We start from the raw sequence: 21,410 nt of genomic DNA on the forward strand, positions 1-21,410 counted from the left end.
CAGGGTCCCCGTTGCCCTCATGCACCTCATCAACGACGGCAACCACCCTAGAGTCCCGTCCTGTGCGGGTGAGTTCCGCAGCCCGTTCAGCCGCCGGTCCGTAGCACAGCTGCGACAATCGGCCCGGCCGCGTCGCCGCCGCGCCCGCCCTCCTCGGTCATCGCCGCGGCCGCGATGTCGTCGCGGTAGCCGGTGAACCAGCTGTTGGACGTCTTCTGCCCGTCGACCTCGGCGGAGCCGGTCTTCGCGCCGACGCTGCCGGTCAGCCCGGACATCGCCTCGGCCGCGGTGCCGCTGGTCGCGGTGCGGTTCATCATGGCGCGCAGCTGGCCGACGGTGTCCGCGGACAGGCCGCGCGCGCTTGCCAGTTCACGGCCGTCGAGCTTCTGCGGCACGATCACCGGCTGCCGGAAGGTGCCCGTGATCGCGGTCGCTGTGACCGACGCCATGTTCAGCGGGTTCATCTGGACCTGGCCCTGGCCGAGCATGTTGGCCGCGGTGTCCGGGCCGCCGGAGGCCGGGACCTGGCCGTCGAAGGACGGGATGCCGGTCTGCCAGTTGTCCTTGCCGAGCCCGAACCGCTCCTCGGCCTCCTTGGTGAGGGAGTCCACCTTCACCGCGTCCGCGTACTTCACGAACGCCGTGTTGCACGAGCGGGCGAAGCTCTCGGAGAGGGTCGCGTCCAGGTTCGGGTCCATGCCCTTGATGTTGCGGAAGGTCTGGCTCTGCCAGGCCGCGTCGGGTGGGCAGGGGGCCGGGCCGTTCATCTCCGTGATGCCGTTGTCGATGAGCGTGGCCGCGCTCACGATCTTCATCGTGGAGCCGGGTGCCTGCTTGCCGAGGAAGGCCGCGTTGAAGCCGTCCGCGCGGTTGTTGGCGACCGCGAGCACCTCGCCGGTGCTGGGCTTGACGGCGACCACCGACGACTCGTCGTAGCTCTTCACCGCCTTCTCGGCCGCCGCCTGCGCGCTCGCGCTGAGTGTCGTCGGCAGCCGGCCGGCCTTGCCCTCCGCGAGGGTCAGCAGCGGGGTGTCGGCGGCCTCGGCGGACGCGTGCCGGATCGCCAGCTCGACGCCGGGCGTACCGCCCGCCTGCTCGCCGTACTTGCCGCGCAGCTCGTCCAGGATCGGCCCGAGGGACGGGAACTTGTCCTCGGTCAGAACGGTCCCGTCGCGGTCCACGGCCTCGATGGGCGGGCTCGCCGCCTCACCGGTGACGAGGGTGTCGTCCCGCTGCAGTTCGGGGTGGACGACGGACGGCTTCCAGTCGACCAGCGCCTTCCCGGTGGTCTTCCCGCGCACCACGGTGAGGCTGCTCTTGTACGTCAGCGGCTTGGACTTCCCGTCGTACGACACCGTCGCCTTCACCGTGAACGGCACGGTCGCGCCGGTCCCCGCACCGGGGGTGATGCTGACGCCGGTGATGTGCGCTTCCTGCCCGTAGGCGGTGAACAGCGGCTCGGCCGCCAGCTCGTTGTTGGTGAGCGCCGCGGCCGTCGCCGCCTGCCCCTTCTCCCAGGCCGCGAAGAACTTCCCCGTCGTCTCCTCGACCTCGTCGCCGCTCGGCGGCCCGGTTCTCACGGGCTCCGGCTCGCTCGCCCCGAGCCCGCCGTCACCGTTCAGCGCGGACACGAGGTTGAAGGCGCCGTACCCGGCGCCTCCCAGCATCACGACCAGCACCCCACCGACGACGGTGGCCTTGACCCCCTTGCGCATGGCTGCGCTCCCTCCCCCTACTCATGTCCCTGCACTGTAAGTGGCGGGAGAGGAACCTGTGAGGGGAGTTCCTCTAAACCCAGGTATCCAGCCACATACGTGAACGCCAGTCGTCGATGGGGATCGCCGTGCCGGTGAACAAGGGCCAGAAGTAGATGAAGTTCCAGGCGATCAGCAGCACCAGCACGCCCACGCCCGTCGCGCCCGCCACGCGGCGGGTGTCGTTGGAGCCCGGTGGGCCGACGAGCGCGCCGAGCATCATCGCGACGGCGAGGCAGAGGAACGGCAGGAAGACGACGGCGTAGAAGAAGAAGATCGTGCGCTCCTGGTACATGAACCAGGGCAGGTACCCGGCCGCGATACCGCAGGCGATCGCGCCCGCGCGCCAGTCGCGGCGGAAGAACCAGCGCCACAGCACATACAGGAGCGCGAAGGCGGCCACCCACCACAGCAGCGGCGTGCCGATCGCCAGCACCTCGCGCGCGCACTTCTCGCCCGCGTCGACCGGGCAGCCGTCCTTGCCGGGTGCGGGGGACTCGTAGAAGTACGACACCGGGCGGCCGTCGACGAGCCAGCTCCACGGGTTGGACTGGTACGTGTGCGGAGAGCTCAGGCCGACATGGAACTCGTACACCTGGTGCTCGTAGTGCCACAGGCTGCGCCACCAGTCCGGGAACAGCCAGGACCAGTCGCTGTTCTTGCCGTCGGTCGCGGCCCAGTTGCGGTAGTAGCCGCCGCTGCCGTCCGTCGGCGAAAGGATCCAGCCGAGCCAGGAGAGGATGTACGTGGCCACGGCGACCGGCACCGTCGACAGGAACGTCCAGCCCAGGTCCCGCCGGAGCACCGCCTGGTACGGGTGGCGGGCACCGGCCACCTTGCGGGAGCCGACGTCCCACAACACGGCCAGCACGCAGAACGCGGCGAGGATGTAGAGGCCGTTCCACTTGGTGCCGATGGCCAGGCCCAGCATCAGGCCGGCCAGCAGCCGCCAGGGACGCAGCCCGAATGTGGTGTTCTCCGCCGTATGCACATCGGGGCCGACCCGTCCGTCGGCGTCGCCCGGCAGTGCGGCGGCGAGTTTCTCGCGCGTCTTGTCGCGGTCGATCACCAGGCAGCCGAAGGCCGCCAGCACGAAGAACATCAACACGCCGTCGAGCAGCGCGGTGCGGCTCATCACGAAGTGCAGCCCGTCCACCGCCATCAGCGCGCCCGCCAGGCAGCCGAGGAACGTCGAACGGAACAGCCTGCGGCCGATCCGGCACAGCATCAGCACCGACAGCGTGCCGAGCAGCGCCGTCATGAACCGCCAGCCGAACGGGTCGAAGCCGAACATCAGCTCGCCGAGCCCGATGACGTACTTGCCGACCGGCGGGTGCACGACGTACGACGCGTCCGTGGGGATCGGGACGTCGCCGTTCGAGGACAGGATCAGGTTGTTGACGTTCTTGTCCCAGTTGACCTCGAAACCGCGGTGGACCAGCGCCCACGCGTCCTTGGCGTAGTACGTCTCGTCGAATATCACCGCCTTCGGGCTGCCCAGGTTCCAGAACCGGATCACGCCCGCGAACAGCGTCACCAGCAGCGGACCGCCCCAGCCCGACCAGCGCGTCAGCCGCTCGACCAGCGCCTTCGGCAGTCCGAGCGCGGCCCACAGACGCGGGCTGGGCCGGGTGTACGGCGGCACCAGCCGGTCCCGGATGTCGGTTCTGGGCCCCGCGGTGTAGCCGAAACGGCGCAGCCGCTGCTGCCACGACGGCCGCTGGTCGTGAAGGGCCTCGCCCTGTCGGATGTCCGTGGAGTCCACCGACGACGCTGTACTGGTCACCGCGCCATCGTAGGGAACCGTTCTGTGGGAGTCCCGTGCATGGGGGCTGCGAGGATGGAAACGTGACAGTTGCGCCCGGAACCCTGGTCCTTGCCGGTACCCCCATCGGCGACATCGCCGACGCCCCGCCCCGGCTGGCGGAAGAGCTGACGGGAGCCGATGTCGTCGCCGCCGAGGACACCCGGCGGCTGCGGCGCCTGACTCAGGCGCTCGGCGTGACGCCCAAGGGGCGCGTGGTGTCGTACTTCGAGGGCAACGAGGCCGCCCGTACGCCCGAGCTGGTCCAGGAACTCCTCGGCGGCGCCCGTGTGCTGCTCGTCACGGACGCGGGGATGCCGTCGGTGTCCGACCCCGGGTACCGGCTGGTGGCCGCGGCCGTCGAGCAGGACATCAAGGTGACCGCGGTGCCGGGGCCGTCCGCCGTGCTGACCGCCCTCGCGCTGTCCGGGCTGCCCGTCGACCGGTTCTGCTTCGAGGGCTTCCCGCCCCGGAAGGCGGGGGAGCGGCTGGCGCGGCTGCGGGAGGTCGCTCAGGAGCGGCGGACGCTGGTCTATTTCGAGTCCACCCACCGGATCGACGAGACGCTCGCCGCGATGGCCGAGGTCTTCGGCGCGGACCGGCGGGCCGCCGTCTGCCGCGAACTGACCAAGACGTACGAGGAGGTACGGCGGGGCGGGCTCGGCGAGCTGGCCGCGTGGGCGGCGGACGGCGTCCGCGGGGAGATCACCGTCGTGGTCGAGGGGGCGCCGGAGGCGGGGGCGCAGGAGCTGGACGCCGAGGAACTGGTGCGGCGGGTGCGGGTGCGTGAGGAGGCGGGGGAGCGGCGCAAGGAGGCGATCGCCGCGGTGGCCGTGGCGGCGGGGGTGCCGAAGCGGGAGGTCTTCGACGCGGTGGTGGCGGCGAAGAACGCGGGGGCGTGAAACTTATTCTGAGCAGGGCGTATCTCGGCTGAGCGAGCGCCCCATCGGTGAGTAAAGCGCGCGGGCCCTTTCGGCAAGGAACGCCCAAATGAGCCCCAACACTGGACAGGTCCCGTGCGTTCGCTCCGGCCGAGCAGTCCACTGGGAATCGGGACGCACCCCGTCCCTCCAGCGGACAACAGGAGCTGGCATGACCGAGATCGCAGGGCAGACCGGCCTTCGCAACGGGGCGACCGCCGTAGTGAACGAGTCCTATTCCTTCGCCTGCATGCGCTGCGGGCACGGCTGGGAGCAGTCCTACGAGATAGAGCACCACACGGACGCCGAGGGCCATGAGTTCGTGATGTACGTGGCCGACGGGCAGATCGTGCCGTCCCCGTTGAGCAGGCCCACGTGTCAGAACTGCGACAACCATGTCGTACGGATCATGCGGGCGGGGCAGGTGTCGTCCGTGCGGGACGCCGAGCATCGGCGTCCGGTGCCGGCGCAGGCGGGGCCGGTCGACGTGCCGGAGCCCGCCGCCGGGGAACCCCACCACTGGCACCTCTCCGATCTGCTGCACGTCTTCCAGCGCAAGGCGAGCTGATCCGGGCGCCCTCTGAGAGCGCCCGCTGAGAAGGCATGCCCCTTTCGTAGGATCGGGGCATGCCTTCGAACGCGTCCGACAAGAACGCCGCACCGCCGCTGCCCGCGCCGCTCCGGGTGCCCGTCGCCGACTCGCACACCCACCTCGACATGCAGTCCGGCACGGTGGAGGAGGGCCTGGCGAAGGCCGCGTCGGTCGGTGTGACGACGGTCGTGCAGGTCGGCTGTGACGTACGCGGCTCGCAGTGGGCGGCGGACACGGCCGCGGCGCACGACGCCGTGCACGCGGCCGTCGCCCTGCACCCCAACGAGGCCCCGCGCATCGTCCACGGCGACCCCGACGGCTGGTCCCGGCAGGGAGCGCGCGAGCCCGGCGGGGACGCGGGGCTGGACGAGGCGCTGGCCGAGATCGACCGGCTGGCCGCGCTGCCCCACGTGAAGGCCGTCGGCGAAACGGGACTCGACTACTTCCGCACCGGCCCCGAGGGCAAGGCGGCGCAGGAGCGGTCCTTCCGTGCCCACATCGAGATCGCCAAGCGGCACGGCAAGGCCCTCGTCATCCACGACCGCGACGCCCACGCGGACGTACTGCGCGTGCTGAAGGAGGAGGGCGCACCCGAGCGGACGGTGTTCCACTGCTACTCGGGCGACGCCGACATGGCCGAGATCTGCGCCCGCGCCGGCTACTACATGTCCTTCGCCGGGAACGTCACCTTCAAGAACGCCCAGAACCTGCGCGATGCCCTCGCCGTGGCCCCGCTGGAGCTGGTCCTCGTGGAGACCGACGCGCCCTTCCTCACGCCGGTGCCGTACCGCGGACGGCCCAACGCGCCGTATCTCATTCCGGTCACGGTGCGCGCCATGGCCGCCATACGGGGCATCGACGAGGACACGCTGGCCGCGGCCCTCGGCTCGAACACGGCAACTGCCTTCGGCTACTGACGCATAACCGCCCGGTAACGCTCCCGAGGCGCAACCATCGCTCTATTACTACTCTGTGTAGTTGAGTGACTTTGGAGAGTGACCGGCGCTCCGCTAGGTTCTGGGCCCCATCCGGACCCCTCTGGCCTTCTGGAGCGTGTCGGCGTGAGCAACTCGCAGTACGCGCGGAATTCGCAGTACGCGCAGAACGTGCAGGACTCGCAGTACGCGGGGGAGTCGCCGTACGGAGTGGACGCGGCCTACGGGCCGTATGTGTCGTACGAGGCGTACGGCGCGTACGACGCCTCGGGCGGCGCGTTCGATCCGTACAGCGCCGAGACATGGGGGTACGGGGACACCTACGCGCCGGCCTACGAGATGCTCGAGCCGGTGGTGCCGCGGCAGGTCGGCGGTGCTGTGGAGGCGGACGAGGAGGCGGAGGAGGAGGCCGACGAGGGAGCCGATGACGAGGCGTATGAGGAGGCGCCCGTGCCCGTGGTGCGCTCCGGGGCGCATCGGCGGTCCGCGCGTCGGCGCAAGTCGCGGTACGCCGAGCGCGCCGACGGCTCCATGCGCCGTCTGCTGCCGCAGGCGCTGGTCGTCGCCTTCCTCGCGGGCGGCACCTCCGCGTTCGTCGCCAAGGACAAGGCGATCGAGCTCACCGTCGACGGGGAGCCCCGCACGCTGCACACCTTCGCCGACGACGTGACCGAGCTGCTCGCGGACCAGGGCCTGGAGACGGGGGCCCACGACGAGGTGGCGCCCGCGCCCGGTGCGGCGCTCGCCAACGGTGACGAGGTCGCCGTGCGGTACGGGCGGCCCGTGCGGCTCACCCTCGACGGTCAGCGGCGCGAGGTGTGGACGACCGCGCGCACGGTGGAAGAGGCGCTCAAGCAGCTGGGGGTGCGTGCGGAGGGCGCGTACGTGTCCATCGCGCGCTCCCGGCGCATCGGGCGTGAAGGGCTCGCGCTGGACGTCCGCACAGAGCGCTCGGTGACGGTCATGGCCGACGGACGAGCCCGGACGGTCCGTACGAACGCGGCAACGGTCGGGGAGGTCGTCGAGGAGGCCGGGGTCACCCTGCGCGGGCAGGACACCACCTCCGTGGCGCCGGGGAGCTTCCCGCGCGACGGGCAGACCGTCTCCGTACTGCGGATCACCCGCACCAAGGAGGTCCGGGAGGAAGCGATCCCGGTCCAGGTGCGGCGGGTGGACGACCCCTCGCTGTTCCAGGGAACAGAAGTCGTCGAACGTGCCGGGCAGCTGGGGCTGCGGCGCATCACGTACGTGCTCCGGACCGTCAACGGGGTCAAGCAGAAGCCGCGGTGGGTGAAGACCGAGGTGGTCCGGGAGCCACGGGACCGGGTCGTCAAGGTCGGGACGAAGCCGATGCCCACGTCCGTGCAGGGCGCGGACCACCTGGACTGGCAGGGCCTCGCCGCCTGCGAGTCCGGGGGCCGCCCGAACGCGGTCGACCCCTCCGGCACATACGGCGGCCTCTACCAGGTCGACACCCAAACCTGGCACAGCCTCGGCGGCACGGGCCGCCCGCAGGACGCGTCGGCGGAGGAACAGACGCATCGGGCGAAGAGGCTGTATGTGCGGCGGGGGGCGAGTCCGTGGCCGCATTGCGGATCGCGCCTGCACAGGTGAGGGGTGGTCGCGCCCCGAAGGGGCGCGGGGAACTGCGCGACCAGCCCCCACCGGCCCGCAGACTGCAAACCCACCGAAGAGCGCCCCGTACTCTTGGGGCCGTGAGCAGCAGCCCTCCCCCCGACGCCCTCCTGGGCCCCGCCGACATCCGCGAGCTGGCGGCAGCCCTCGGTGTGCGTCCGACCAAGCAGCGCGGCCAGAACTTCGTGATCGACGCGAACACGGTCCGCAGGATCGTCCGCACCGCAGGCGTACGCCCCGATGACGTGGTCGTCGAGGTGGGCCCGGGGCTCGGCTCCCTCACCCTCGCGCTGCTGGAGGCAGCCGACCGCGTCATCGCCGTAGAGATCGACGACGTGCTCGCCGGCGCGCTGCCCGCCACCGTCGCCGCCCGGATGCCGGAGCGGGCCGAGCGGTTCGCGCTCGTGCACTCCGACGCCATGCACGTGACCGAGCTGCCGGGTCACGCGCCGACCGCGCTGGTGGCGAATCTGCCGTACAACGTGGCCGTGCCCGTGCTGCTGCACATGCTCGAGACCTTCCCCACTATCGAGCGCACGCTGGTGATGGTGCAGTCGGAGGTCGCCGACAGGCTGGCCGCCCCGCCCGGCTCGAAGGTGTACGGCGTCCCGTCCGTGAAGGCCAACTGGTACGCCGAGGTCAAGCGGGCCGGTGCCATCGGGCGCAACGTCTTCTGGCCCGCGCCCAACGTCGACAGCGGGCTCGTGTCCCTGACCCGGCGCGTCGAGCCGGTCAAGACGACGGCCACCAGGCGCGAGGTGTTCGCCGTCGTCGACGCGGCCTTCGCCCAGCGCCGCAAGACGCTGCGCGCCGCGCTCGCCGGGTGGGCGGGGTCGGCCGCAGCCGCGGAGGCCGCCCTGGTCGCCGCCGGTGTCTCACCGCAGGCGCGCGGCGAGTCGCTGACCGTCGAGGAGTTCGCCCGTATCGCCGAGAACGGTAAGAGCGCCGCCGAGCACGGCAAGAGCGCCGCCGACAACAAGGAGCCCGGTCAGCAGTGAGCGTCACCGTTCGCGTCCCCGCCAAGGTCAATGTCCAGCTGGCCGTGGGCGCCGCCCGGCCCGACGGGTTCCACGATCTGGCCAATGTGTTCCTCGCGGTCGGCCTCCACGACGAGATCACCGTCACGCCGGCCGGCGAACTCCGCGTCACCTGCGAGGGCCCGGACGCCGGTCAAGTACCCCTGGACCGTACGAACTTGGCGGCGCGCGCGGCGGAAGCGCTGGCCGCGCGGTACGGCCGTACCGCTGACGTCCACCTCCACATCGTCAAGGACATCCCCGTGGCCGGCGGTATGGCGGGCGGGAGTGCGGACGGCGCGGGGGCGCTGGTCGCCTGCGACGCGCTGTGGGGCACCAACGCCTCCCGCGACGAACTGCTCGGTATCTGCGCCGAGTTGGGCAGTGATGTGCCGTTCAGTCTGGTCGGCGGGGCGGCGCTCGGTACCGGGCGCGGGGAGAAGCTGACGGCGCTCGAGGTCGGCGGCACCTTCCACTGGGTGTTCGCGATGGCGGAACGCGGGTTGTCGACGCCGGCCGTGTTCCGTGAGTTCGACCGGCTCGGCGAGGGCGTGGACATCCCCGAGCCCGTCGCCTCCCAGGAACTCCTCGGCGCGCTCGCGAAGGGCGACCCCGACGCGCTCGCCGCCGCCGTCTCCAACGACCTTCAGCCCGCCGCGCTTTCGCTCTTCCCGGAGCTGGCCGACACCCTCGCCGCGGGCCGCGCGGCCGGTGCGCTGACGGCGCTGGTCTCGGGGTCGGGTCCGACGACGGCGTTCCTCGCGCGGGACCGGGAGTCGGCGTCGAAGGTGGCGGAGGCGCTGCTCGCGTCCGGCACATGCCGCTCGGTACGGCAGGCGTCGGGTCCGGCGCCGGGCGCCACGGTGATCTGAACCTCGCTCTGAACCTCCTGGCGGATCTGAAACCCAGGGCCCTCCCCGCGCGCCCCATTTGTCGGACAGGCACAGTGAATTCACCGTTCCTTGGTCTTAGTTGGGGCGGGTGGGGCGGGTGTTGCGCGTAGGGTCATTTCAACTTCAAGCACTCGCCGTGTCACATCGCAGAGTGCGCGCGGCGCGGTGTCCCCCAAGTGAACTGACCCTGGAGGCACACCTGTGTCCGGATCCCCCACTCCCGACCACCGCAGGAAGCGCTCCCTCTCCCGGCGCGGCATGATCGCCGCCGGTGGTGCGGTGGCCGCGGGAACCGCTCTGACCCCGGTCGTTTTCGCGGCCGGCGACTCCGGCTCCGGCGACGCCACGTCGGACACCGCGTCCGGTCCCGCGGGCACCGAGCCCCAGAAGTTCCCGGCGACCCGCACCGAGGCCGCCACCGGCACCGCCGCTACCACCGCCCCCTTCGCCATCTCGTACGTCGGTGTCCGCTGGACCGGCGCGGAGGCCGGTGCCGGGATCCGGTTCGCGGACGGCAAGTGGCAGGAGCTGGGCGGCGGTTGCGCGACCGTCGAGAACGGCGGCACGGCGCTGGTGGCGGCGGGGGACGCCACCGGGTACGAGCTGAAGGCGCCGCAGGGGGCGAGCGGGGTGCGCTCGCTGGCGATCGACACGACGGGCGGGGCCGGCAAGACGTTCCGGGTGCCGACCGAGCCGACCCGGGTGCGTGGGGTGCAGTACCTGTCGCGGCCGGCGTGGGGCGCCGACGAGTCGAAGCGGTACAAGGACGGGAAGGTCAACTCGCCCGAGACGTACTACCCGTTGCAGACGATCACCGTCCACCACACCGACACCCCTAACGCCGACCCCGACCCGGCGGCGACCGTGCGTGGCATCTACGAGTTCCACGCGATCACCAACGACTGGGGCGACATCGGCTACCACTTCCTCATCGACGAGGCCGGCACCCTCTACGAGGGCCGCTACTCCGGCGACGACGGCATCCCCGCCTTCGACCCGAAGGGCAACCTCGTCACCGCCTTCCACACCGCCGGCTTCAACTCCGGCAACCTCGGCATAGCCCTCCTCGGCAACCTGACCGGCCAGCCGCCCACGGACGCCGCCAAGGCCTCGCTGATCCGCCTCATCAAGGTGATCACCCGCTTCAAGGGCCTCGACCCCCAGGCCCAGGTCACCTTCGTCAACCCGGTCAACGGCGTCACCAAGGACGTCAACACGATCAGCGGCCACCGCGACTGGCTCCAGACCGACTGCCCCGGCCAGACGATGTACGACCTCCTGGGCGAGGTCCGCACGGCGGTCGCGGGCACGGGTTCCTGACCCTTCCGCCCGACAGTGGTTGTGGTGCCCCCAACCGGCAAGTGGCCGAGGCCGGTTGGGGGTCCCGCGCGTAGTCGTGACTCTCTGCCGTGTCTCAGGTCGGGTGACATTTCCTCGCGGCCCGAGGGGCCCCTCAGGCCGCCATCAGCGCCGCCAGGGCGCGGTCCATCGCGGCGTTGAACTCTTCCGGCGTCAGCGGCAGACGGGACTTGACGTCCCGGCTCCACTGGTCGGCGAGGACCTCGGCGGAGCCCGCCTCGACACCGTCGAGCGCCGCGTCGGCCAGGTCCGACGGAGCGATCTTGTCCACGGGCATGCCTGCCGCCATGTCGGTGTCGGCCAGGCCGAGGTGTACCGCTGTGACGAGCGTGCCCTGCTCGGCGAGCTCCAGGCGGACGCCGTTGGTCATGGCCCAGGCGGCGGCCTTGCTCAGGTGGTAGGCATTGGCGCCCTTGATCCCGAACCACGACACGGCGGAGAGGACGTTGACTATCGCGCCCCCGCCGTTCCTGGCGAGCGCCGGCGCGAACTCCCGGATCATTCCCAGGTGGCCGAACATGTTGGTCTCCAGCTCGTGCCGCACCGCGTCCAGCGAACCGGTCACCAGGTCGGTCCCCGTACTGATTCCCGCATTGTTGATGAGGAGCGAGACGTCCGGGGCGGCCTCGGCGGCGGCCCTCACGGATGCGGGATCGGTGATGTCGAGGGGCAGCACCTCGACCCCGGGCAGGTTCACGGTCTCCGGTCGGCGGGCCGTCGCGTAGACCTTGCGGGCGCCCCGTTCGAGCAGGCGCTGGGCGAAGGCGCGGCCCAGGCCGCGGTTGGCTCCGGTGACAAGGGCGACGGAGTTGTTGATGTCCATGGCCGGTACGCTAAAACCTGACGCTGGCGTCAGAGGCAAGTGCTGATCGTCAGGACTGGGGTGAGAGGAATCACCGTGACTGTCACAGGGGCCGCAACCGAGCGGTTGATCCGCATCGGCGAGGTGGCACGAGGTGCCGGCGTCTCGGTGCGCGCCGTGCGCTACTACGAGCAGCAAGGACTGCTCATCGCGGAGCGCAGCCCGTCCGGCCAGCGCCTGTACCGGCAGGACGCCATCCCCCGGGTCCGCTTCTTCCAGGAGATGTACGCCGCCGGCCTCACCAGCCGAAGGATCAGCGAACTCATGCCGTGCTGGGACGCAGGGCACACCGACGCCGGGCAACGAGCCATGCTGCGAGCCGAGCGCGAGCGCGTCCAGGCCAAGATCAACGACCTGCAGGCCACCCTGGACCACCTCGACAAGGTCATCGCGATCACGGACACGCACCCGTAGGCGCGGTCGGCCAGGCCGACCGGTGATCCAGCGGACGCCGACCGGTGGTCCAGAGCCCGGAGTCGCCCGGTCCGCCCGCGTCCAGAGCCCGGAGCCGCCGAGGAACCCCGCCGGACGGATCCCGCCCCGCCGCGCGGACTACCCTGGAGGGTCGATCGACCCCCGTGTCAGGAGAGTAATGGCCGTCAATCTGGTCAATGTCGAGAACGTCAGCAAGGTGTACGGCACCCGTGCCCTGCTCGACGGGATCTCCCTCGGCGTCTCCGAGGGGGACCGCATCGGCGTCGTGGGCCGCAATGGCGACGGCAAGACGACCCTCATCCGGATGCTGGCCAAGCTGGAGCAGGCCGACACCGGACGGGTCACGCACTCCGGCGGCCTGCGACTGGGCGTCCTCACCCAGCACGACTCCCTCGACCCCACCGCCACCGTCCGGCATGAGGTCATCCGGGACCTGGCCGACCACGAGTGGGCGGGCAACGCCAAGATCAGGGATGTGCTGACCGGGCTGTTCGGGGGCCTGGACCTGCCCGGGTTCCCGCAGGGGCTGGACACCGTGATCGGCCCTCTCTCCGGCGGTGAGCGCCGCCGTATCGCGCTCGCCAAGCTGCTCATCGACGAGCAGGACCTGATCGTGCTCGACGAGCCGACCAACCACCTCGACGTCGAGGGCATCTCCTGGCTCGCGAACCACCTCCGTGAGCGCCGCTCGGCGCTCGTCTGCGTCACGCACGACCGCTGGTTCCTGGACCAGGTCTGCACCCGCATGTGGGACGTGCAGAAGGGCTCGGTCTACGAGTACGAGGGCGGCTACACGGACTACGTCTTCGCGCGCGCCGAACGCGAGCGGATCGCCGCCACCGAGGAGACCAAGCGGCAGAACCTGGTCCGCAAGGAGCTGGCCTGGCTGCGGCGCGGCGCTCCCGCCCGTACGTCGAAGCCCCGCTTCCGCGTCGAGGCCGCCAACGAGCTGATCGCGGACGTACCGCCGCCCCGGGACAGCAGCGAGCTGATGAAGTTCGCGTCCTCGCGGCTCGGCAAGACGGTCTTCGATCTGAAGGACGTGACCGTCCAGGCCGGGCCGAAGGTGCTGCTCAAGCATCTGACGTGGCAGCTCGGCCCCGGCGACCGCATCGGCCTCGTCGGCGTCAACGGCGCCGGCAAGACCTCCCTGCTGCGCGCCATGGCCGAGGCGGCGCGGACCGAGGGCGAGACGCAGCCGGCCGGCGGGCGGATCGCCGTAGGGAAGACCGTCAAGCTCGCCTACCTCTCGCAGGAGGTCGGCGAACTCGACCCGAATCTGCGGGTGCTGGAAGCCGTGCAGCGAGTGCGGGAGCGCGTCGATCTCGGCAAGGGGCGCGAGATGACCGCCGGGCAGCTGTGCGAGACGTTCGGCTTCAACAAGGAGAAGCAGTGGACGCCGGTCGGTGATCTGTCCGGTGGTGAGCGGCGCAGGCTCCAGATCCTCCGGCTCCTCATGGACGAGCCCAACGTCCTCTTCCTCGACGAGCCCACCAACGACCTCGACATCGAGACCCTCACCCAGCTCGAGGACGTCCTCGACAGCTGGCCCGGCTCGATGATCGTCATCTCCCACGACCGGTTCTTCATCGAGCGGACGACGGACCGCGTCTTCGCCCTCCTCGGCGACGCCTCCCTGCGGATGCTGCCGCGCGGCATCGACGAGTACCTGGAGCGGCGCCGGCGCATGGAGGAGGCGGTGGCCGCTTCGGCGCCCGTCGCGGTGAAGACCGCCGCCGGACCGAGCTCCGCCGACCAGCGCGCCGCCAAGAAGGAACTGCAGAAGATCGAGCGGCAACTCGACAAGATCTCCGAGAAGGAGACCAAGCTGCACGACCGGATCGCCGACAACGCCACGGACTTCGCGAAAGTCGCCGAACTGGACGCCGAGCTGCGCCAGTTGACCGGTGAGCGCGAGGAACTGGAACTGCGCTGGCTGGAACTCGCCGAGGACGCGTAGCACTTGGGGCCCTGCGCGCGGGCGGCGCGCTGGTGCGTGAAGGGTGCGTGAAGGGTCATAACGAGGGCGTCACGGGCCGGTTCTCCCTTGGGAACAGCGGCCGATGAGCGCCGGTGCGCTGTCGGCGGCGGGTGATAGAAAGGCTCGTCTGAGAAAAGTCTGAGAGACGGCTGGTGTGGCCGAGACGCGACGGCACAGAACGTGGCACCACACCGGTCGAAGGGGGAACCGCTCATGAGTCAGCCGCCCAACCAGCCGCCGCAGGGTGGCTTCGGAGCACCACAGGACCCACGCCAGGGCGGCTTCGGGGCACCGCCGCCACCGCAGCAAGGTGATGCGCCGCAGACCCCGCCGGCCCCGCAAGGTGCTCCGCAGGGCGCCCCTCAGACACCCCCTCCGCCCCAGGGCCCGCCCCAGGCGCCGCCGCCCCCGCAGGGCCCGCCGCCCGGCAGCCCGCAGCAGCCGGGGTACGGCTATCCGCAGCAGCCGGGGCAGGCAGGCCCGTACGGCCAGCAGCCGGGGCCGTACACCTCCGGTCCGTACGCCCAGCCGCCGCAGCAGCCGGGACCGTACGGCCAACCGCAGCCCGGGCCCTACGGCCAGCAGCCCGCCCAGGGTTACGGCTACCCGCCGCCGCAGTACCCGGGCGCTCCCGGCCCCGGCTCGCGCAACCCCTTCAAGGGAAAGCCCGCTCTTGTCATCGGCGCGGCGGTCGCGGCGCTGGTCGTCATCGGCGGCACCGTGTTCGCGGTGACCAGGGGCAGCGACGACCAGGACAAGAAGCCGGTCGCCCAGCAGAGCGACGACCCGAAGGGCTCAGCGTCCCCGACCGGCTCCGGTGACGGCGGCGCTGACGGCGGCTCCGACCCGGAGGACCTCAACGAGGGCCGCCAGTCGGGCGAGTCGAAGGTGCTCTGGTACAAGGAGGCACCGGACGCGCCAGGCAGCGGCGCCGACGCGCCCGGCCTGTGGATCACCGACAAGGCGGCGGTGAAGGCGGCGTACAAGCAGGTCTTCGCCTACAACGTCGGCGACGGCGGCGAGACCTGGGACCCCATCACCTTCCCGCAGAAGATCTGCGCGGTCACGCCGGAGAAGTCGTCCGGCGACAAGATCGTCGTGGCGTACATGAGCGGCTCCAGCGACCGCGCCAAGTGCAACCAGCTCCAGCAGATCGACCTCAACACCGGTGAACAGGGCTGGAAGGGCACGGTCGGCGACGGCGCGCTGTTCGACAGCACGCTCGACGTCGAGCTGTCCATCACCGGCAAGACGCTGATGGTGGGCCGCTCGCAGTCCGGTACGGCGTACGACATCGACAGCGGCGACAAGCTGTGGGACAAGACGAGGTACGGCGACAAGTGCTTCCCGGACGCGTTCGCGGGCGGCGAGAAGCTGATCGCCGTGGCGTCCTGCGATGCCACCGGCACCAATGAGCACGACGAGGTGCAGGAGCTCGACCCGGCGACCGGCAAGGCCAAGTGGACCCGGAAGTTCCAGACGGGCTGGAAGGTCGCGCGCGTCTACTCCATGGACCCGTTGGTCATCTACAGCACCAACGAGGACAAGAAGGCGTGGAACATCTCCACCTTCGGCGCCGGCGGCAAGTTCCGCTCGCAGGTCAGCGTCGACATCAACATCGGCGCCAAGTGCGGCTGGGCCATCCTCCAGCGTGATCTGCGGGGCTGCACCGGTGCGGCCGCCGACGGCGACACGCTCTACCTGCCCACCGACGCCACCACCAGCGCCAACGAGATCGTCGCGATCAACCTCGCCAACGGCAAGGAGAAGTGGCGCGTCAAGTCCCCGGTGGAAGAGCCGATGCTGCCGATCAAGGTCGAGGACGGCAAGCTCATCGCGTACGTCCAGCCGTCGTACGACGCGGGCGGCCAGGTCGTGTCGATCCCGGTCACCGGCAGCAGCCACACCCCGACGAAGCTGCTGCAGAACCCGGCGGGCACCGCGGACATCGAAAACGGCTTCTTCTCCAGCGCGTTCGACTGGGTCGACGGACGTTTCTACCTGGCGAGCACCCGGCTGAGCGGCAACGACGAGAGCAAGGAGAAGCTGATGCTCGCCTTCGGCAAGTGAGGCGCGCACCAGGCATGACCTTGACCGCCGTCCCCGAAGTACCCGCCGCACCCGCCGTCCCCCTCCCCTGAGGTAGCCACGCCATGACCCAGCCGCCGCCCCCACCGCCGCCCCACCAGCCCCCGCAGGGGGGAGGGTTCGGCCCGCCCCAGGACCAGCCGCCCCAGCAGCAACCGCCCCAGCAGCCGGGCCCCGGTTTCGGCGCACCGCAGACACCCGCGCAGCCGCCCGCGCACCCACCGCAGGCCCCCCAGGGCATGCCGCCCGCCGCCCCACCGCCGCAGCCGGGCTTCGGCCACCCCCAGTCGCCCCCGCCCGGATACGGCTACCCGGGCCAGCAGCCCAACCCGTACGCACAGCCTCAGAACCAGCCGCAGAACCCGTACGGCCAGCCTCCCGGCTACGGCTATCCGCAGCCGGGCATGCATCCGCACCCCCACCCCACCGTGCCGAACGGCAGCGGGCGGAAGTCCAACACCACGCTCGCCGTGATTGTCGCGGCCGTAGTGGTGATCGCGCTCGTCGTCGGCGGCGTGTGGTACTCGCAGTCCGGTGACGCGGGCGGCAAGGAGGACACCGCAACCTCCAGCGGCGGCACCGGCGGCGGGGACGACAACGGCACGGGAGGCGGCGGCAGCGTCCCCGCCGGCACGGAGAAGGTGCCCGCCGACGCCTCCTCCAACGTCCTCTTCCAGGTCCCGTCACCCAAGGTCGAGGACGACACCACCGTCGTCGTGTCCGGCTCGTGGCTGACCGACAAGGCGTACGTCAAGAGCGGCGTCGCCGAGATCGTCGGCTACGACCCCGACAAGGGCACCGAGCTGTGGACGATCCCGCTGCCGGGCCCGGTCTGCCAGGCCAGCAAGCACGTCACCGACAATCTGACGGCCGTCGCCTTCGAGCCCGCGATGCCGACCAAGGCGAAGCCCTCGAACGGCTGCACCCAGATCGCGGCGCTCGACCTCGACGCCGGCAAAAAGCTGTGGACGAAGACCGCCGAGGTCGGCGGCCAGCCGATCCGGTTCGACAACATCACCGTCAGCGGCGGCACGGTCGCCGCAGGCGGCAGCAGCGGCGGCGCCGCGTTCGACCTCGAGACCGGCAAGCCGCTGTGGCTCCCCAAGGCCAACGAGGACTGCCGCGACTCCGGGTACGCCGGCGGCGAGAAGCTGGTCGCGGTCCGCAGGTGCGGCACGTACGACAGTCCCCAGCTGCACATCCAGACCATCGACCCCCAGTCCGGGAAGGTGAACTCCGAATACAAGCTGGCCGAGGGTGTCGACTACGCCAGCGTCGTGTCCACCCAGCCGCTCGTCGTGGCCGCCGAGGTCGGCGAGTCCAAGGACGCCGTCGGTATCACGGACGTCTTCTCGATCGACAACGCCACCGGCAAGCTGCGCATCCGTATCTCTGTGCCGGGCGACCAGTTCGAGGCCCGCTGCTCCGGCGTCACCAGGATCGAGTCCTGCACGGGCGTCGTGGTGGGCAACGACCGGCTCTATGTGGAGACCAAGGAGCACGCCGGCGGCGGCGAGTACGGCCGTACCAACGAGATCGTCGCCTTCGACCTGGCCACCGGCAAGCAGACCGGACAGCGTGCGGACGCGGGCGACCGGTACACGATCACGCCGCTGCGCATGGACGGCGGCAACATCATCGCGTACAAGCGCCCGCCGTACGACAAGGGCGGGCAGATCGTCAGCATCGACGGTGGCACCTTCAAGGAGACGAAGCTGCTGGAGAACCCGTCCGTGAAGACGGTGCGGGATGTGGAGACCCGTATGTCTCCGCAGTACGCCGAGATCCTCTACGCGCAGGGGCATCTGTACATGTCTTCTGTGTACGCGAGTGAACTCGGCAATCCGGACGACAAGAGGTACCTGGTGATCGCGTTCGGCACCAACGGCTGAACCACTCACTCGCGTTGACGGCCCCGTCCCTGCTCAGAGACGGGGCCGTGCGCGTACCGCCCATCACCCTCGAATGAGCGGAAAGCGAGAAATTCCGTCGATCCGGGGCACTTCTCATCGGTAGGGGGAGCGCAACGTCGAACAAGCGTGTAGCTTCCGGGGGCATGAAGAGCGGGGGAGCCGGGTGGGGGCTTCTGGCCGCGCGGACCAGTGGGCATGCATAGTGGGGCATCCATTGGGGGGACTGGGGGGTTGCTCGATGGGAGTGCGGCTCATGGTGGTCGACGACCACCGACTGCTGGCCGAGGCACTGGCCTCGGCGCTGAAACTGCGGGGGCACCGGGTGCTGGCCGCCGCGGCGCCTGCCGCGGGGGCGGCGGAGCTGGTGATCACGCGGGCGCCGGAGGTGTGCCTGCTGGGGACGGCGACACCTGCGGAACCGGGCATATTCGACCCGGTGATGAAGATCAAACGCGAGCGCCCGCAGGTCGCGGTGCTGGTCCTGGGGCCCGTGCCGTCACCGCGCGGCATAGCCGCCGCGTTCGCCGCGGGGGCTTCGGGCTATGTACGGCATGACGAGCGCATCGAAGGTGTGGAGCGGGCGATCATGAAGGCCAGGGCGGGCGAGGCGGCCGTGGCGCCGCAGCTCCTGCAAGGCGCCTTCAGCGAACTTCTCAACCCCGCGGTTCAGCCGGACGACGAGGGCCAGCGCCTGCTGCAGATGCTGACGCCTCGCGAGGTCGAGGTCCTGGTCAGGGTCGCCGACGGCGAGGACACCCGGCTGATCGCGGCCGGCATGGGCATCGCCCCGTCGACCGCACGCACGCATGTGCAGCGGGTCCTGATGAAGCTGGGGGTGGGATCGAGGCTGGAGGCGGCGGCCCTTGCGGCCAGGACGGGGCTGCTGGACCGGGCGGGTCCGGTACCGCACTCGGCTCCTGAGACGGGGACGGGGATGGGGAACGGACTGGAGTAGATCGGAAACGGGGCCGGAGTCCGTCGCGGACTCCGGCCCCGGTCTCACGGGCGAGGCGACTCGGCCGACTCGTCCGGCAGGATGTCCGGAGGCGGCGGAGCCACAGGTCGCAGCTTCAGCCACACCAGGAAGAACACGCCCAACGCCAGCATCCCCAGCCCGGTCCAGAGGTTGATGTTGACGCCCTCGGCCTTGTCCAGGTCGGCGTCGGACGGGGAGATGCCCGCGATCGTGACGATCACGCCGTAGATCACGAACAGGCCGCCGATGATGCGGCGCAGGTCGAAGATGCGGGCCGCGGTCGCGGACTTGGCCTGCAACTCGCTGACTTCCCGCAGGACGTCCTTCTCGGAGTACTTGGAGTATTCGGAGGGCCCTGAGTGCTCAGACATGGTTTCTCAATCCTCCCGCGATCAGAACGAGAACGGGATGTAGCAGGCGGCGGCCAGGACGATCGCACCCCAGCCCAGCAGGGCCGGCCTGCGGTACCAGGCGTCGTCGCCGACGGCCGGTGCCTCGGACATGCCGGGCGAGACGGTGCCGTAGACCAGGCCCTGGAGTTCCTCGGCCGGCTTCGGCTTGGTGAACAGCGACACGGCGACCATGACGACCGCGCCGGCCACGAAGCCGACGATCGCGGAGACGAAGTTGGCGCCCTGGTCGGAGGGGATGTCGATGATGCCCTCCTTGTAGATCCAGAAGTAGTTCACCATCGCGGCCACGGTGCCGGCGAGCAGTCCCCAGAAGCCGGACACCGCGGAGGCGCGCTTCCAGAACATGCCGACGATGAAGACGACGAACATCGGCACGTTGAAGAAGGAGAACAGCGTCTGGAGGTAGCTCATGATGTTCGAGAACGACGACGCGAGGAACGCCGTGCCGACCGAGGCGCACACGCCGATCACCGTGATCAGGCGGCCGAAGCCGACGTAGTACTCGTCCTCCCGGCCCTTGACCACGTACCGGGCCCAGATGTCGTTGGTGAACACCGTGTTGAAGGACGACACGTTGGCCGCCATGCCCGCCATGAACGCCGCGAGCAGACCGGTCACCGCGATGCCGAGGACGCCGTTGGGCAGCAACTGCTCCATCAGATACGGGATGGCGTCGTTGTACTGGTAGCCCGAGTCGGGGGTGCCGAAGCCGGGGATCAGGGCCGCCACCGTGAGCCCCGGGATCATCACCAGGAACACGATGAAGATCTTCGGGAAGGCGGCGATGAGGGGGGTGCGCTGGGCCGCCGACAGGTTCTTGGCCGACAGCGCTCGCTGGACCTCGGCGAAGTTCGTCGTCCAGTAGCCGAAGGACAGCACGAAGCCCAGGCCGAGCACGATCGTCAGCCAGTTCGCGCCCAGCGGGTTGTCGCTGCCGATGCCGGTGCCGCCCCACGCGGTGGTGAAGTCGGCGCCGTGCGTCTTCGTCAGCGAGTCCGTCAGACCGTCCCAGCCGCCGACCTTCTTCAGGCCCAGCACGACGATCGGGATGAGGGCCGCGAGGATCACGAAGAACTGGAGGACCTCGTTGTAGATCGCCGAGGAGAGGCCGCCGAGGGTGATGTACGCCAGCACGAAGGCGCCCGCGACCACGATCGCCACCCACTGCGGCCAGCCGAGCAGGGCCTCGACGACGATCGCCAGGGCGTAGAGGTTGACACCGGCGATCAGAACGGCGGCAAAGGCGAACAGAGCCGAACTGAGCAGATGTGCCCACTTGTCGAAGCGGAGCAGCAGCATCTCGGGAACCGAGCGCACTTTGCTGCCGTAGTAGAAGGGCATCATCACCAGGCCGAGGAAGACCATGGCCGGGATGGCGCCGATCCAGTACCAGTGCACGGTGTAGGCGCCGTACTGCGCGCTGTTGGCGGCCATACCGAGGATCTCGGTGGCGGCCAGGTTCGCCGAGATGAACGCGAGACCGGTGATCCAGGCCGGCAACGACCGGCCCGAGAGGAAGAAGTCAAGGCTCGTCTTGACCGAGCGGCGGGCGGCGAAGCCGATGCCGAGGACGACGACGAAGTAGATGCCGAGGATCGTGTAGTCGAGCCAGTTGGTGGGGAGTCGGAGCTCAGCTGCCAGATATGTGGGGGTTTGCATAAGCACTCGCTTCGTTGCGCGAACTGATCCAGAGCGGAACCTACGCCTCCGTGTTCAGTAATTGAACACTTCGTATGGTGCTCTTTGTTGGATTGTGACGTTGACGCACCTGGTTGCTTGTGTTTCGATATGTTTACTTATGTTGGTTGATGGAGTGGCCCTGATAGGGAGTCCG

The 21,410-nt window shown here is 70.1% G+C and carries 17 protein-coding genes; 12 read left to right on the plus strand and 5 right to left on the minus strand.

What is annotated here, in order from left to right:
- Positions 1-86: 86 nt before the first annotated feature.
- Both OG828_RS29105 and OG828_RS29110 read right to left on the minus strand, forming a co-directional pair.
- The gene (locus OG828_RS29105) at positions 87-1,715 is read right to left on the minus strand and encodes a penicillin-binding transpeptidase domain-containing protein (protein ID WP_328440213.1); all 1,629 of its coding nucleotides are present in this window, start codon (positions 1,713-1,715) and stop codon (positions 87-89) included.
- A gap of 73 nt (positions 1,716-1,788) precedes the next feature.
- Entirely contained in the window at positions 1,789-3,540 is a 1,752-nt protein-coding gene (locus tag OG828_RS29110) for a dolichyl-phosphate-mannose--protein mannosyltransferase (RefSeq protein ID WP_328502801.1), read from the minus strand.
- Positions 3,541-3,602: 62 nt separating this feature from the next.
- On the opposite strand from OG828_RS29110, the gene rsmI reads away from it, so the two are divergent.
- The 7 genes from rsmI to OG828_RS29145 all read left to right on the plus strand — a co-directional run bounded on the left by rsmI (position 3,603) and on the right by OG828_RS29145 (position 10,869).
- Positions 3,603-4,460: a 16S rRNA (cytidine(1402)-2'-O)-methyltransferase gene (gene rsmI / locus OG828_RS29115; RefSeq protein WP_328363103.1), complete on the plus strand. Its 858-nt coding sequence runs from the start codon at positions 3,603-3,605 to the stop codon at positions 4,458-4,460.
- A gap of 190 nt (positions 4,461-4,650) precedes the next feature.
- Positions 4,651-5,046: a hypothetical protein gene (locus OG828_RS29120; RefSeq protein WP_328502802.1), complete on the plus strand. Its 396-nt coding sequence runs from the start codon at positions 4,651-4,653 to the stop codon at positions 5,044-5,046.
- 59 nt (positions 5,047-5,105) lie between these two features.
- Complete coding sequence (locus OG828_RS29125; RefSeq protein ID WP_328502803.1) at positions 5,106-5,987, plus strand: TatD family hydrolase; 882 nt, start codon at positions 5,106-5,108, stop codon at positions 5,985-5,987.
- Between the two features lie 144 nt (positions 5,988-6,131).
- A complete protein-coding gene (locus OG828_RS29130; protein WP_443062440.1) occupies positions 6,132-7,619 on the plus strand; it encodes a ubiquitin-like domain-containing protein in 1,488 nt (495 codons plus the stop codon).
- Between the two features lie 101 nt (positions 7,620-7,720).
- Entirely contained in the window at positions 7,721-8,638 is a 918-nt protein-coding gene (rsmA, locus tag OG828_RS29135) for a 16S rRNA (adenine(1518)-N(6)/adenine(1519)-N(6))-dimethyltransferase RsmA (protein WP_328502804.1), read from the plus strand.
- Positions 8,635-9,528 (plus strand): 4-(cytidine 5'-diphospho)-2-C-methyl-D-erythritol kinase, encoded by an 894-nt coding sequence (locus OG828_RS29140; protein ID WP_328502805.1) that lies wholly within the window; start codon positions 8,635-8,637, stop codon positions 9,526-9,528. Before rsmA ends, OG828_RS29140 begins: the two co-directional genes overlap by 4 nt.
- Before the next feature lie 222 nt (positions 9,529-9,750).
- Positions 9,751-10,869 carry a peptidoglycan recognition protein family protein gene (locus OG828_RS29145; protein ID WP_328502806.1) on the plus strand — a complete coding sequence of 373 codons (1,119 nt, stop codon included), beginning with the start codon at positions 9,751-9,753 and terminating at the stop codon, positions 10,867-10,869.
- 133 nt (positions 10,870-11,002) lie between these two features.
- Here the strand turns inward: OG828_RS29145 and OG828_RS29150 are convergent, their stop codons facing one another.
- A complete protein-coding gene (locus tag OG828_RS29150; protein ID WP_328440219.1) occupies positions 11,003-11,731 on the minus strand; it encodes an SDR family oxidoreductase in 729 nt (242 codons plus the stop codon).
- A 75-nt stretch (positions 11,732-11,806) separates the two neighbouring features.
- Here OG828_RS29150 and OG828_RS29155 point away from each other — a divergent pair, with 75 nt between their 5' ends.
- From OG828_RS29155 to OG828_RS29175, 5 genes are all read left to right on the plus strand, one after another.
- A complete protein-coding gene (locus tag OG828_RS29155) occupies positions 11,807-12,184 on the plus strand; it encodes a MerR family transcriptional regulator (RefSeq protein WP_328363117.1) in 378 nt (125 codons plus the stop codon).
- A 178-nt stretch (positions 12,185-12,362) separates the two neighbouring features.
- The gene (locus OG828_RS29160; RefSeq protein WP_328440220.1) at positions 12,363-14,165 is read left to right on the plus strand and encodes an ABC-F family ATP-binding cassette domain-containing protein; all 1,803 of its coding nucleotides are present in this window, start codon (positions 12,363-12,365) and stop codon (positions 14,163-14,165) included.
- Positions 14,166-14,399: 234 nt separating this feature from the next.
- A complete protein-coding gene (locus OG828_RS29165; protein ID WP_328502807.1) occupies positions 14,400-16,256 on the plus strand; it encodes an outer membrane protein assembly factor BamB family protein in 1,857 nt (618 codons plus the stop codon).
- A gap of 83 nt (positions 16,257-16,339) precedes the next feature.
- The gene (locus tag OG828_RS29170) at positions 16,340-18,166 is read left to right on the plus strand and encodes an outer membrane protein assembly factor BamB family protein (protein WP_328502808.1); all 1,827 of its coding nucleotides are present in this window, start codon (positions 16,340-16,342) and stop codon (positions 18,164-18,166) included.
- Between the two features lie 259 nt (positions 18,167-18,425).
- Entirely contained in the window at positions 18,426-19,142 is a 717-nt protein-coding gene (locus OG828_RS29175) for a helix-turn-helix transcriptional regulator (RefSeq protein WP_328363124.1), read from the plus strand.
- Positions 19,143-19,186: 44 nt separating this feature from the next.
- Here the strand turns inward: OG828_RS29175 and OG828_RS29180 are convergent, their stop codons facing one another.
- Both OG828_RS29180 and OG828_RS29185 read right to left on the minus strand, forming a co-directional pair.
- Positions 19,187-19,534 (minus strand): hypothetical protein, encoded by a 348-nt coding sequence (locus tag OG828_RS29180; RefSeq protein ID WP_210576462.1) that lies wholly within the window; start codon positions 19,532-19,534, stop codon positions 19,187-19,189.
- A gap of 21 nt (positions 19,535-19,555) precedes the next feature.
- Positions 19,556-21,235, minus strand: a complete 1,680-nt coding sequence (locus tag OG828_RS29185; RefSeq protein ID WP_328440224.1) for a sodium:solute symporter family protein — start codon at positions 21,233-21,235, stop codon at positions 19,556-19,558.
- Positions 21,236-21,410 lie beyond the last annotated feature (175 nt).

The sequence above is a fragment of the Streptomyces sp. NBC_00457 genome, from assembly GCF_036014015.1.
Taxonomy (GTDB): domain Bacteria; phylum Actinomycetota; class Actinomycetes; order Streptomycetales; family Streptomycetaceae; genus Streptomyces.